Source organism: Bradyrhizobium sp. SZCCHNS2022 (assembly GCF_032377575.1).
GTDB classification, from domain to species: Bacteria; Pseudomonadota; Alphaproteobacteria; order Rhizobiales; family Xanthobacteraceae; genus Bradyrhizobium; species Bradyrhizobium aeschynomenes.
This window is the reverse complement of sequence record NZ_JAUHHZ010000001.1, coordinates 3,019,976-3,032,764: the sequence shown is the minus strand read 5'-3', so window position 1 is coordinate 3,032,764 and position 12,789 is coordinate 3,019,976. Positions and strand designations below refer to the sequence as shown.

General features: G+C 60.8%; 10 protein-coding genes and 3 pseudogenes. 10 read left to right on the top strand and 3 right to left on the bottom strand.

The annotated features are described in order from the left end of the window. Nucleotide 1: 1 nt before the first annotated feature. Complete coding sequence (locus QXZ94_RS13500) at nucleotides 2-1,438, top strand: NAD-dependent succinate-semialdehyde dehydrogenase (RefSeq protein WP_315720812.1); 1,437 nt, start codon at nucleotides 2-4, stop codon at nucleotides 1,436-1,438. Between the two features lie 704 nt (nucleotides 1,439-2,142). Here the strand turns inward: QXZ94_RS13500 and QXZ94_RS13495 are convergent. Further along, the gene (locus tag QXZ94_RS13495; RefSeq protein ID WP_250172760.1) at nucleotides 2,143-2,373 is read right to left on the bottom strand and encodes a helix-turn-helix domain-containing protein; all 231 of its coding nucleotides are present in this window, start codon (nucleotides 2,371-2,373) and stop codon (nucleotides 2,143-2,145) included. Nucleotides 2,374-2,677: 304 nt separating this feature from the next. Further along, nucleotides 2,678-4,234: an IS630 family transposase gene (locus QXZ94_RS13490; protein WP_315720811.1), complete on the bottom strand. Its 1,557-nt coding sequence runs from the start codon at nucleotides 4,232-4,234 to the stop codon at nucleotides 2,678-2,680. 651 nt (nucleotides 4,235-4,885) lie between these two features. Here QXZ94_RS13490 and tnpA (QXZ94_RS13485) point away from each other — a divergent pair. From tnpA (QXZ94_RS13485) to QXZ94_RS13460, 6 genes and pseudogenes are all read left to right on the top strand, one after another. Then, nucleotides 4,886-5,323 carry an IS66 family insertion sequence element accessory protein TnpA gene (tnpA, locus tag QXZ94_RS13485; protein ID WP_315720810.1) on the top strand — a complete coding sequence of 146 codons (438 nt, stop codon included), beginning with the start codon at nucleotides 4,886-4,888 and terminating at the stop codon, nucleotides 5,321-5,323. A gap of 71 nt (nucleotides 5,324-5,394) precedes the next feature. Next, entirely contained in the window at nucleotides 5,395-5,781 is a 387-nt protein-coding gene (tnpA, locus tag QXZ94_RS13480; protein ID WP_315720809.1) for an IS66-like element accessory protein TnpA, read from the top strand. Beyond that, a pseudogene (tnpB, locus tag QXZ94_RS13475) lies at nucleotides 5,778-6,008 on the top strand (IS66 family insertion sequence element accessory protein TnpB); the annotation flags it as partial. The gene tnpA (QXZ94_RS13480) and the pseudogene tnpB, both read left to right, overlap by 4 nt. A 28-nt stretch (nucleotides 6,009-6,036) precedes the next feature. Then, nucleotides 6,037-7,131: pseudogene (gene tnpC / locus QXZ94_RS13470) on the top strand (IS66 family transposase); the annotation flags it as partial. Between the two features lie 749 nt (nucleotides 7,132-7,880). Further along, a complete protein-coding gene (locus QXZ94_RS13465; RefSeq protein WP_315720808.1) occupies nucleotides 7,881-8,264 on the top strand; it encodes a hypothetical protein in 384 nt (127 codons plus the stop codon). 38 nt (nucleotides 8,265-8,302) lie between these two features. Next, nucleotides 8,303-8,929 (top strand): hypothetical protein, encoded by a 627-nt coding sequence (locus tag QXZ94_RS13460; protein WP_315720806.1) that lies wholly within the window; start codon nucleotides 8,303-8,305, stop codon nucleotides 8,927-8,929. Between the two features lie 183 nt (nucleotides 8,930-9,112). Here the strand turns inward: QXZ94_RS13460 and QXZ94_RS13455 are convergent. After that, nucleotides 9,113-9,292 (bottom strand): annotated as a pseudogene (locus tag QXZ94_RS13455) (transposase); the annotation flags it as partial. 343 nt (nucleotides 9,293-9,635) lie between these two features. Between QXZ94_RS13455 and QXZ94_RS13450 the strand changes: the two are divergent. The 3 genes from QXZ94_RS13450 (at nucleotide 9,636) to QXZ94_RS13435 (ending at nucleotide 12,259) form a co-directional block, all read left to right on the top strand. Next, entirely contained in the window at nucleotides 9,636-9,938 is a 303-nt protein-coding gene (locus QXZ94_RS13450) for an antibiotic biosynthesis monooxygenase family protein (protein WP_142252419.1), read from the top strand. A 1,038-nt stretch (nucleotides 9,939-10,976) separates the two neighbouring features. After that, complete coding sequence (locus QXZ94_RS13440) at nucleotides 10,977-11,327, top strand: DUF1330 domain-containing protein (protein ID WP_315720805.1); 351 nt, start codon at nucleotides 10,977-10,979, stop codon at nucleotides 11,325-11,327. Between the two features lie 152 nt (nucleotides 11,328-11,479). After that, on the top strand, nucleotides 11,480-12,259 hold the full coding sequence (locus QXZ94_RS13435) for an alpha/beta hydrolase (RefSeq protein ID WP_315720804.1): 780 nt from the start codon (nucleotides 11,480-11,482) through the stop codon (nucleotides 12,257-12,259). Nucleotides 12,260-12,789 lie beyond the last annotated feature (530 nt).

The window sequence follows — 12,789 nt, the reverse complement described above, 5'->3', positions numbered from 1 at the left end:
ATTGGCCTATTCGAACACGCAGCTCTTCATCGGCGGCCGGTGGCGGCCCGCCCAATCGGGCAACGTCCTCGATATCAGAAATCCAGCGACCGAAGAGGTCATCGGCACCGTCGCCCACGCTGGCAAGGCCGACCTCGACGAGGCGCTGGCCGCCGCGGCCGCGGGCTTCAAGCTCTGGCGCAGCGTCGCGCCGTTCGAGCGCTGCCGCATCATGCGCAAGGCCGCCGCGATCATGCGCGAGCGCAATGACGAGATCGCGCCGCTGCTGACGATGGAGCAAGGCAAGACGTTAGCCGAGGCCAAGATGGAGGCGATGGCCGCCGCCGATGTCATCGAATGGTTTGCCGAAGAAGCCAAGCGCGCCTATGGCCGCCTGATCCCGGCGCGCGGTCCCGGCATCTACCAGCTTGCGATGAAGGAGCCGGTCGGTCCAGTCGCGGCGTTCACGCCCTGGAATTTCCCGATCAACCAGGTCGTGCGTAAGCTCTCGGCCGCGCTCGCCGCAGGCTGCTCGATCATCGTCAAGGCGCCGGAGGAGACGCCGGCCTCGCCGGCGCAACTCATCCGGGCGTTCGCGGACGCGGGCGTGCCCGATGGCGTCGTCAATCTCGTCTACGGCGTGCCGTCGGAGATCTCCGAATATCTGATCCCGCACCCGGTGATCCGGAAGATCTCCTTCACCGGCTCCACTCATGTCGGCAAGCAGCTCAACGCGCTCGCCGGCCTGCACATGAAGCGTGCCACCATGGAGCTCGGCGGCCACGCGCCGGCAATCGTGTTCAAGGACGCCGATGTCGCCTCGGCTGCAAAGATCCTGGCGGCGGCGAAGTATCGCAATGCCGGCCAGGTCTGCATCTCGCCGACGCGCATGCTGGTGCAGGACGAGGTATTCAGTGAGTTCGTCGACACATTCGTGGACAGCGCCAAGGCGTTCAAGGTCGGCAACGGCCTCGATCCGGAGTCCAAAATGGGTTCGCTCGCCAACCCGCGCCGTGTTGCTGCGATCGAGGGTATGGTGCAGGACGCGGTTGGCAAGGGAGCCAGGCTGGAGACCGGCGGCCACCGGATCGGCAACAAGGGCTATTTCTACGCCCCTACCGTGGTCAGCGACGTGCCGAAGGAGGCGCGCGCCATGAATGAGGAACCGTTCGGACCCCTGGCGCTGATCTCGCGCTTCTCCACCTTCGATGAAGTGGTCGAGGAGGCCAACCGCCTGCCGTTTGGTCTCGCCTCCTATGCCTTCACCGGCTCGACGAAGACTGCAACTGCGATCGGCGCGGCGGTCGAAGCCGGCATGATGTCGATCAACAGCTTCGGTCTCGCGCTCCCTGAAGTCCCGTTCGGCGGGATCAAGGATTCCGGCTACGGCTCAGAAGGCGGCACCGAGGCGATGGAAGGTTACTTCAATACCAAGTTCATCTCGCAGACTGGCGTATGATCGGAAGCCGTTGGCGTGAGGGCATTGCAAGGCCGGGCTTGATCGGATCTCCGCGCCGCGCTTGATGAGGCGGACTGGGCCGGAGGGGCATGGTGCCGACTTTGCGCTTGCGAGCGGAGATCATTCCCACTAGGTGCCTCCCGGGTTGCCGGTTTCCGCTCCAAGCGGTCCCCGCGTTACGACATTGTGGTACAGGCGGGGGATGGAAATCGGCGAACACAGGCGGAGATCGGATGCCTTCGGTGCGGCACCTAAATGATTTGAAATTACAGAAAAAACAGGGATGGCGGCTTGGCGCTTCTCCGTGGCGCCGATGATGGATTGGACAGAGAGATTTTTGAAATCAAATAGTTAAGTGGAGGGCGTGTGCAAATCCTGTGCACGCATGTTCTACTATTCTTTCGCTTTCGTTCTCACGACATTGCCGCCGACGCTCGCCGAAAACTGTCCCGTCCTGCATTGAAGCTTTGTCGGGATGCTGCTCTTGGCCGTCATGGTGTCACGGGAATGCCGAGTGGTTGGCGGTGTGGACGAACGCCTTGTTCGTCTTGCACATCCGTTTGCGACGGCGAGGGTCGCCGGAGGGGTTGTTGTGCATGAGCGCAGCGCGGCAGCTATCTAGTTGATAACACGTAAACTTTTGGAGGCTGACGATGAAGTGGGGACGGAGAGTGGGGACGGTAGTGCGCGACAAATCGTGATCGTCACGCCTGATCAGGCCCGGTCATCGGGGGGCGTCCTGGCGCACGGCAAGACACCATGTTTCTCTTGTCCCACGCATCGAGTTCACCAATTGGATATAGGACCGCTTTCCCGATTTTGACGAAGGCCGGGCCAATGCGCAGCGCTCGCCAGTTGCGGAGCGTCCCGACGCTCACTGCGCCACGGTACCGCTCCGAGACTTCCTCTACAGTCAGGTATTTCCGATCGTCCATTGCCGCACTCCCGATTACGCGAGCATGAACGGAGTAATTCACGGTCCCGATCACGCATGGAAGCGGGAAAAGTCGTAGTTCGTGCAAGAGAAAGCGAATGGCGGCGCAAAGGCGTATCCTCTACGTCGCGGCGAGCGGCGCGGTGTCCGTTGTGTCTCAAGACAGCGATACCCGGTTCGACGGGTGAGATCATCAGCTTTGTGCCAATTGCGGTCATGTCGCTGGGGAGAGACATCTAACCCATCCGAGGCTGTGTCCGCCGCAACGGTCTTAGCAGCTTGGATAAGCGAGAACTCCCAAGCGTTCATCCAAGCCGAGGGTCTTTACAGTTGTTCGAAGGAGAGAACTCGGCCGGCACTCTTTCCTTGCCCCAGAGCTTGCCGCCCGCGCGCCCAGGGTTGCGTCTAAAGTGTATGTTACGTTCGCAGAAGTACCGGTCGATAGCCCTCTTGGCTTCGTCAACCGTTTCGTAGTTGCTGTTGTGAATGATCGCACGAGCCATACCGCTGAACACCGACTCGATCACGTTGAGGAACTGCGCGCGTGCTGGGAGCGCCGCCGTATCAATCTGCGGGCCGTTGCCGCCAATACTGGCGTTGTGTGTATCGATGCGTTCGAACAGCTTCTTTGAGACGTGCCAGGAGGCAGCGTCCCACGAAAGATAAAGCTTTCTGCGATCGCTATACTCGGCAACGAGAGCCTCCATCATGCGGATCATTTCGTCAGTGTTCTTTTCCACGCTGTAGAAATGCGTGACTTGGTTGGATGACAATTCGATGGCCGCAGTGACGATAATTGAGCCCTTCGATCTCTGCCATTGCGACACAAAACGTTGCTCCCCTGGACCGATCAACATGCGCCCGGGCTGGGCTTTGACAGCAAAAGGTCCGAATTCGTCAATTGAGAAGAAGGCTTCCTCGGCAGTGAGATTGCAAAGAATTGAACGGATACGCTGGAGCTTTTGCGAGAACTCCGGGTCGTTCGAGGTCAGCACAATCCTCGCTTTGCGCCAGCGGTAGCCGGCTCGTTTTACGATCGTCCGGATTACATCTTCGCAAGCGGGCTGTCCGGTCTCGCTCATGACGCGCGCCAAATCAGCCATCTTCCAGGTTGTACGATTGATGCCAAAATTAGCCGGCGGCTGGTGCAGGATGTTGAACAGAGCCTGTTTGATTTGTTCACTGTCGAACTTGCGGTGAGGATTGATGCGAAGAGCAAAAAGCTGTTCCGCCCCACCATCCTCGAAGAGACGAACCGATCGTACATAGCTTGACCGGCACTGCTTGAGAATGCGGCAAGCCAAGCTTGTCCGCAGCCCGCTGCGCGAAGCGACAACGGCCAGAGCGCGACGGCGCTCGATGGGACGACCTTTTTCAAGTTTCTCGATTAGGATTTTGAGGTCTGGATGGCACACAAGGGAAGTCGGCAGATCTTCCTGACTTATGGGAGTGTGCAACTGGCCTAGCAGGCGCAGAAACTTGCCTTGAGCGGGAGAGCCATCCAACTGGTTATGGCGGGCCAAAATCGCGGTGATGGTTGAGGGCGCGGGTACGGCGACGCTACCCGTAGATCGAAGATGGGACGCTATTTTTCGCCCGCCCCAGGTTGGGTGGTTCGCACGTACGGTGAGCACAGCTGTTTCGGTAGTATCCGGACAGCGATGGGGTGTATGGTGCGGCCGGCGGGATCGGCTTTCCAGACCTTCTGCACCAGCGAGTCGATATCGTTCTAGCGTTTGATAGCCCGTCTGCCGGCTGATATTGAAGCGTCGACAAAGGCTCTGAATGTTGGCATTCGGGGCGAGAGCCAGTTGCACGAATTCGCTACGGGCCTCACGAAGCGTATTTGACTTCCAAGGCATGCTGCACCTCCCCTTCTGAGCTACAGGTCACGCATTAGGCGGGGCTTGAGGCGCGGCGAACGGTAGAGGTTCAATCAAGCCGATTCTAGGCGGGCAGCGTTTGTCTTTTCCTGGCCATTCGCGTCGACTCCGATCCACTTTGATCGCTTCCCAACCTCCATCCTTCAGAAAGAACACCTGCTCGGCTGCTTCGCCTTGTGATCAGCGGAGCGCCCCGCTCACAAGAAGCCATGAGTGCGTTGAAGCCAAAGGCCAGGCCATCCGTAACCCGGCCAAGGCCGGTTAACCGGCATCGCCGGTCGCGCTGAAGGCGCGAGCCTTTACCGGGCTCCAGTGGTCGGCCAGGGGCTTTCCGCGCGCTCATGGCTAAGTGTGTCCCTATTCTGCGAAGCAGTTCGCCAATCTGCGAATAGTGCCATTCGGGACGTTGAGTTCTCAGGCATTTTTGTTTCTAACAACACCATAGCTCTTTGAATAGTGCCATGCTGCGATGAGTGAGCACAAAAACTTACGACCGCCGATTCTACGCCGCGGAGAGGCGCTTTTATCTTGCCTTCGATTCTCGCCTTGTAACCGTCCGGTCTCTGCACACCTTCCCCCTCGTGTGTTGTCGTTCCATTTCGAGTTCTCTGCTGCTGTGGAGATTCTCCGGTGGGATCCAAACATTTCGAGAACAGAGCGCGCCGCGAATGGTGGTCGCTGCACATCGAAGCGTGGCGTCGCAGCGGTCTCGGAATCCGCAGATACTGCCAACAACAACGTCTGACCGAGAACACTCTGCGGCGTTGGCTGAAGCGGCTGGCCGGCAACGAGACCGCGCTTAAGCTCGAGAAATATCAGACGGAATTGCGCCGCGAGCGCGCCCGGGACGAGCGGGAAAAGGCGCTCCGAAAGCAGAAGCAGCGCAGGTTCACGATCACCTCGGATGTACGCAACCGGGCGTCTCAGGCGTTCTGGGCCATGCATGTCGAGGCGCTGAACTGGAGCGGAATGGAGCTCCGCACCTATGCCGCGGCGATGCAGTTGTCGCCGCATTCGCTGCGCAAATGGCGCGATCGACTGGCCGCCGGCGAGGTCACGATTGACTAGCGCGCCATCTTCATCTCCTCCCCAGTCCCGCCGTTAGCACTAGTGCTAGGAACTCACAGCCCGAACGCCGCTTGACAGCCGCCGAAATCGGCGATCCGGCCGCGCCTAAAATGCCGGCCCGGCGCTTCTTCAGCGACGAGGAGAAGCTCGCGATCGCCAGGGAGACTGAGCTGCCGGGCGCCAAGGTCTCTGCCGTCGCGCGCAAGCATGGGATCGTCACCGGGCTGCTGTTCCGCTGGCGCGCGCAGTTCGGCATTGCGCAAAAGAAGCGCTCCAAGCTCGCCCGCGTCCTGCTGCCCGACGACATGCCCGCCGCGCGCGCCCTGCGCGATCTGGTGCATCCACCGGAGGGCATGATGGCCGTCGACCTCCATGATGGACGGCGTGTCTTCGCTCCCGCCGGCAGCGATCCGGATGCCGTGCGAGCGCAGATCGAGAGCGGAGAGACAGCATCATGATGTTCGTTCCAGCGGGCGTGAAAGTGCACCTGGCGCTCGGCCACACCGACATGCGCAAGGGCATGGACGGGCTTGCAATGCTGGTCCAGGACACGCTCAAGAAGGATCCGTTCTCCGGCCATCTGTTTGCCTTCCGCGGCAAGAAGGCATCGATCCTGAAGGTTCTGTTCTGGGACGGAAATGGGCTTTGTCTGTTCACGAAACGCATCGATCAGGGCGGCTTCGTGTGGCCAGTCGGCGCTCTCCATCTGATTGGTGAGAGCGTCACTTCGCGTCGTGCGCACAACCAGACCCAAAAACGCCTGCCGAGCCTGCAACAAGGTCGTGCAAGCCGGCGCGCCGGAGCGGTTGATCGCTGGCGGTCTGGCGACGCCGGCGCTGCTCGCGCACGGGTTGATCAGCAAATACTGCGATCACCTTCCGCTCTATCGGCAGTCGCAGATCTTCGACCGTCATGGCGTCGATCTCTGCCGCTCGACGCTCGCGGACTGGGTTGGCGGCGCATGCTGGTGGCTCGAGGCCTTGCACGAACGGCTGTGCAAGAACGTGTTCGCCTCCAACCATCTCTTTGCCTATGACACGCCGATCCCGGTACTCGACCCTGGTCGCGGACGAACCAAGACGGGACGGCTTTGGGTGTACGCGCGCGAGCAACGGCCGTGGAGCGGACCCGAACCTCCGGCCGCCATCTACCTGTTCGCACCCGATCGCAAGGCCGAGCGACCAGCCGCACATCTTGCTGCCTTCAAGGGCATCCTGCATGTCGATGGATATGCCGGCTTCGAGCAACTGGCCGACAAGGAGGGCATTGCGCTCGCAGCGTGTTGGAGCCACTCGCGACGCAAGTTTTACGATGTCGTCGAAGCCATGGCGTCTCCCGTGGCAACGGAAGCCCTGCGCCGGATCGGCGAACTCTATGCGATCGAGGCGCGCATCCGCGGCCAATCGCCTGACTACCGTCTTGCCGAACGCAGGACCTTCTCCAAACCGATCGTCGATGCTCTGAACGTCAGGCTCGATGCCCAGCTCCACCTGGTGTCTGGCCGCAGCACGCTTGCCGAGGCAATCCGCTATGCGCTCTCGCGTTGGCACGGACTGACGCGCTTCCTGAACGATGGCCCCGTCGAGCTCGACACCAATCCGGTCGAGCGCGCGATCCGTCCCGTCACTCTTGGCCGCAAGAACCATCTGTTTGCCGGCAGCGACGGTGGCGGACATCGCTGGGAAGTGGTCGGCTCGCTCATCACGACCAGCAAGCTGAACGACGTCGAGCCCTACGCCTATCTGCGGGACGTCCTGCAGCGGATGATCGACGGCCATCCCGTCAACCGCCTCGACGAGTTGCTGCCGTGGAGTTGGAGCCGGCTGATCATGTCAAGACTTGAGGCATGTGCAGCGGCCGGACGCTTACCCGCCCTACGTTCGCTCCTCTCCAATCTCAGGCCGAACTGCGCTTAGACACCGCGCGGTAGCACATGAGTAGTGGGTAGCAGGCAGCATCTTTGCTGCCGCTACGGTCGGACCCGGGGGCAGGCTCTTAGCGACTTATCGACAGAAACCAGGGTGATCGAACTGCATTGGCGATGCTATTCGTCCGCAGATCCGAGATGGATTGTCGGACTGCCCGCCAGCATCAAATCAACACGGACCGGTCCGACATCGAGCAAAACTGGTGTTAAAGCCGCACGCAAATCTCGATATCGGTGGCTCAGATGGAGCGTCGATCGGCGGCAGATCTGCAGCAACAGCGCGCGTCGTGGCCGTTAACCGCAGGGCTGTAGCGTGCGACGTCGCGCAATTCGGTCGTTCCGCTCTGGATTCGGACATGCCATCTTTGCGGGACACCGGCGCGCAGGGCAGGTTTCGCGAGGCTCGATTCGCCTTCGAGCGGCGGGCGAAATCACCCGCCGTCCGGCATTACTACGCGCAATGGCTCCTCCGTATTCTCTCCACGGGCCGAGCAGGAGGAATGACCGATGCCGGTCTGGCCAGGCAGCTCCCGTTTCCGGCCACTGCGATCAGCGTCATCGTTTTGGAGCAACCGGCTTTCGCGCGCCTGCGATCGCGCGGGGCCGAGACGCAAGGAGCAGCATCTGATCATGACCGAGTCCGTCCCGCCCCATCCATTCGATGACATAGAGGCGCTGGCCTGGCTGCGCTCCCAGCCCGAGGGACACGTGACTTTCAGCGCCGCCGAGCTCGGACGCCAATGGGGCTGGAATAGGATGCGGACCAGTCGTCGCCTGAAAGCCTGGGAGCGCGGCGGCCTGATCAGTCGTAACTCTGAAGCGATCATTGTAACTAGGACCGTAACACCGACGGTTACAGATGGTACCGCCGGCGTTACCGACGCCGCCGGCGTCACAGGGATGTCCGGAGCGGAGAAAGCCCATCGTTCCCCGACACGCGTCAAGCTCGCTGCTTTGATTGTGGCTCTGGCGCGCTGGCCTGTGTATCGGCTGCCTTTTCCATCGACGGCCTGACCGCGATCTTTGCCGGAGCCTTCTGGCCTGTCATCATCATGGGCGCCGTGCTGGAGGCCGGAAAGCTCGTCGCGGCAGCCTGGCTGACGGAGCATTGGAGGTCTGCGCCGTCTCTCCTGAGGTTCGTCCTCGTCCTGATGATTGGCGTGTTGATGGGCCTGAACGCCGTTGGCGTATTCGGCTTCCTCACCCGCGCTCACCTCGACCATATCGCATCCATAGATCTGACCATTGCCGACAGAATCGCAGACGTTGAGGCCCGCCTCGGGATGCAGAGCCGAGTGGTCATCGACATTGACCGGCGTATTGCCCAGATCGACGCGGCCATCGACGAGGCGACGCGCCTTGGCCGGCCTGTTGGAGCGATGACGATTGCTGACCAGAGGCGTCGCGAACGTGCCGACATCGCGGCGGAACGCCAGCGTGAGTCCCGGACTCTCGCCAATCTACAGATCGAAAAAGCCAAGATTGACGCGCAACGCAGGCGTGCCGAGGCCGAGGTCGGACCGATACGGTATCTCGCCGAGCTGGTTGGCATACCCGCCACGGACCTTGAGCGAGCCGTCCGGCTGCTCACGCTGGCGCTTGTTGCCGTCCTTGATCCGATGGTAGTGACGCTGCTGCTGGCTGCCGGAGTTCAGGCTAGGCGCGCGGATTCATTCTGATCGTTGCCGTTTCGTATCTAGGCAAGCTCTTCGCGCGATACGGGTTTTGATTGAATCGACGAGCAGCAAACCTGTTTCCGCGTAAACTTGCAGCCGAAGGCCAGCAGAACGAAGTAAGCGTTTTCTCACTCCCTGTGCACCGGTGGTTCTGACGCGGCGCGGACCGCACGTGGCTATCTCTTTGTAGCAAGTGGTGTATGGGCCAAACGCCGTCGGCAGATCACGCCAAGGTGCTCCTGATCGGAGGACCCTAAAGATGCCATTAAGGACCCGTCTGTCGTTCACCCGAGGAACGCCACGTGGCTTGTCCGGCAGCATCGGCTTGATGGCGGTCCATTCATGGTCGGCAAGTTCGTAGCGCATGATTTGAGCTCCCAGTTCGGGAGTTTGAATCACGGCAGTCCGGCCAAACGCAACGATCCTGGCCCGCTCTCTTCGTAGGGCACTTACGGATAGGAGCCGACATCAACCAGTCCTCAATCTCTGCCAAATGCGCCGAAAATGACCCGCAACGGGCATCAATGGCCTTGACCCGGTGCGGCCTACCTTTGGTTTGATAGGGTTCTCTCAGGGGCGCGTCATTTGCGTCCAGCAACGACCTCGGGGGGGCGATCCGGCGCGAGGCTGAAATGGTGACGGTCCTATTGGAACTCCCCCCTTCGTGATAGGCAAGGCATCAGGCAACAAAAGAAAGGACCGAACCGGCATGATCAGCCTAATAAATGTCTTCACGGTAGATCCAGCCAACCAGGACCGGCTTCTCGATTTGCTTGCGCGCGCGACCGATGAATTCGTCAGCCGGGCACCTGGCTTTGTTTCCTCGACCCTTCATAGGAGCCTCGACGGCACTAAGGTGACCATGTATGCGCAGTGGCGCAGCGCGGAAGACTATGAGGCCATGCGCCAGGATCCTGGACCGCTACCCTTTCTCGAAGAGGCGCTCACGATCGCGAAATTTGAGCCGGGCATGTATGAGGTCGTGCGCACATTCTCGCCCATTGATAGGTAGGCCTCGCCCCCGCGCGCGAATCCGGACTTCCGCTGTTGGCCCATCGCGACATTTGCTGCGGTTGCGCAAAGGAGGTCGATATCGGAGCGAAGCGGACGCCGCCGCCGGTTTATGAGTACACGGCCTAGTTCGGCACGCCATCCTCGCAGCTGGACCGCCGCTCGCGGTTCAGCCGGTTCGTCTCCTCAGCATAGGCGCGCATGGCTTCGGCAACGACATCGGCCGCCAGGACCCGAGCCCGTCCGTCCGGGACGCGCCGTTCTAGCTCGCTCCGCGCCAGGATGCCTCCGTTCGAGCATGAGCCGTTGCTGACATGGGCCGAGCAGACAAGCGGTCGGCGATCCGTAACGTGTACTGACCGTCGCAACAGCCGCAGAAGACGAGCCCGGAGAACTGCGACTTCGGACGCCGTGCGCTGTTCGTCCGCTTGTTCGTATGGTGCTCGCGGACTGCCGGGTCACGATGACGTGTTTTTCTGCAATCTCCGTCTGCCTCGCCTTCACCGCCTGCCACAGCTCGTCATCGACGATGCGCAGCGCTGGCAGCTCGGTGACGATCCATTCGGATTCCGGATTGAGCCGCCAAATGCGTTTGCCGATCGAGGGATCCTTCGTAGTCGGCGACGTCAGTGAGCGGCGAGGCCGCAGGGACGTGCAGCGCCGGTGTGCTCATCTGACGAACATGCCATGTATCATACCTCGGTATGACGGGGGCAACCCGAAAAGCTATCAGCGCACCCACACGTAGAATGGATCGCACCGATCGCCGAATTACTCTGATCTCATGGCGTGCGGGGCAAGCCAATCATGCTTGGCCGGATAAAAATGGGCGAGGAGCATGGCCGCGTCAAGCGCGCCTTGTGCGCGAAGCGTGTGCTGGCGGAATGTCCGAGTGAGGATCTCAAGCCGCAGCGCATCGGCCATGAGTGCGGATGAGAATCGTGCTTGGCTTGGGTATTTGCAAGCCCCTGCGACAGGCGCAACGAGTTAGGCCAGCAGGCCGGATGCATCGTGGACTGAACAATGGCAAGGCAGGATCATGAAAACATACCTCATAAACCACCTTCGTATCCCCGGCGATGTACCGAACCTTTCGGCCGTCGACTATCTGGATCAGGTCGAGGCGACCGTAGCTCCCTACGACGGCAAGTGGTTGGCAATGGGTCCGGTGACGGTCACTGAAGGTGCTTGGCCCGGAGCTGTCGTGCTGATGGAGTTTCCCAGTCGAGAACAGGCTGAGAACTGGTACAGCTCGGCGGCCTATCAAAAAATCCGTCCGTTGCGTGTGCATAGCGCGATCTCCGATATAGTTCTGATCGACCAGTTGCCTAACGCATTCACCGTTAAAGCATATGCGGCTGACGTTCGCCGGCAAATAACGGGCAGCTGAACGTGATGATGCACTTTGGAAGTGCGATCATCGCTGTGAGCGGCTTCCCTCTTAGTTCGTATGAGCCTGAAACGCGTCGGGGTTGCCCTCAGCGGGACAATAGCGTCTGAAGTCCATCAATCGATACCGATCGATCAACAGGGAAACCAATCATGAATATGAACCGACGGACGTTCTCTGCCACCCTCGTAGCCGGCGCCGCCGCTTCTCTCATTTCCACCCGCGGCATGGCCGCGACCAGTGCTCCGGTGAAGGCGCGCAATGTCGTCCTCGTGCATGGGTTGTTCGCGGACGGATCATGCTGGTCTGAAGTGATTGCGCATCTGCAGGCGGCCGGCCTGGACGCCACCGCCGTACAAAACCCTCTGACCACCCTGCCTGACGCCGTCGCCTCGGCTCAGCGCGTGCTCGCGCGCCAGGATGGTCCGACGGTTCTGGTCGGCCATTCCTTTGCGGGGATGATCGTCACGGAAGCAGGTGTGCACCCCAACGTATCCGCTCTGGTCTATGTGGCCGCTCGTGCGCCTGATGCAGATGAGGACTATGCCGAATTGGCGAAGACCTATCCGACCCCACCGGCGTCCGCCGGCGTCGTCTTTGACGGCGATGAAGGACGCCTCAGCGAGGCGGCGTTCCTGCGGGATTTCGCAGGCGACCTGCCGGAAGCGAAGGCAAAGGTGCTCTATGCTGTCCAGGAGCCGTTCCATAGAATGCTCCTCGCGGGCAAGACCACGCAGGCCGCCTGGCGTTCCAAGCCAAGTTGGTATGCCGTCTCCACGGAGGATCGGACGATCAATCCGGACCTGCAGCGCTTCATGGCCAAACGGATGGGCGCCAAGACGCTCGAAGTGCAGTCAAGCCACCTTTCGCTGATCTCCCATCCCGAAAAGATCTCCCGCCTCATTCTTGAGGCCGCAGGGCAGCATGTTTGACCGAGGTGCCAAGCGAAGGCATGTGGGGGCGGCAATATAAGTCGCATGGCGTCGGGCTGAACTTCCACGGATGGCCCCGCCTGATGCTTGTCAAAGCTGTCGTCCAGCTCGATCGCTTTGGTCGTGATGGCGTGTCCGGCCTCGGACGGTCCATCCGGCATCCCCAACCGCGCCGATTTCAGCGTCGACGCTGCCATCGGAGAGATCTGGTCGAGAGGTCGCCGTGCGCGATCACACCGGCGCATCGATCATGGTGTCGCTGCCCTTGCGCGCAGTTCACGCTGGTGATGCGAATGGTCAGTGTCATGGAAAGGAAGCGTAGATCTGAAGCCCTCACCTATAGGGCGGCGCCGCGGCACATTCGCCCAGCTTGATCTGCGCAAAGGTCCGTCATCACGAAACGCCGCTCGCTTTCGGCCCTCACCAATTCGTGAGAATCGAGTCATCTGGCGGCATTGATGCCGCGCTCGGGGCTTTTATCATGGACGGGTGCATCGGAGCTACGTTTGCGGTCTGACGATTACGGTCAG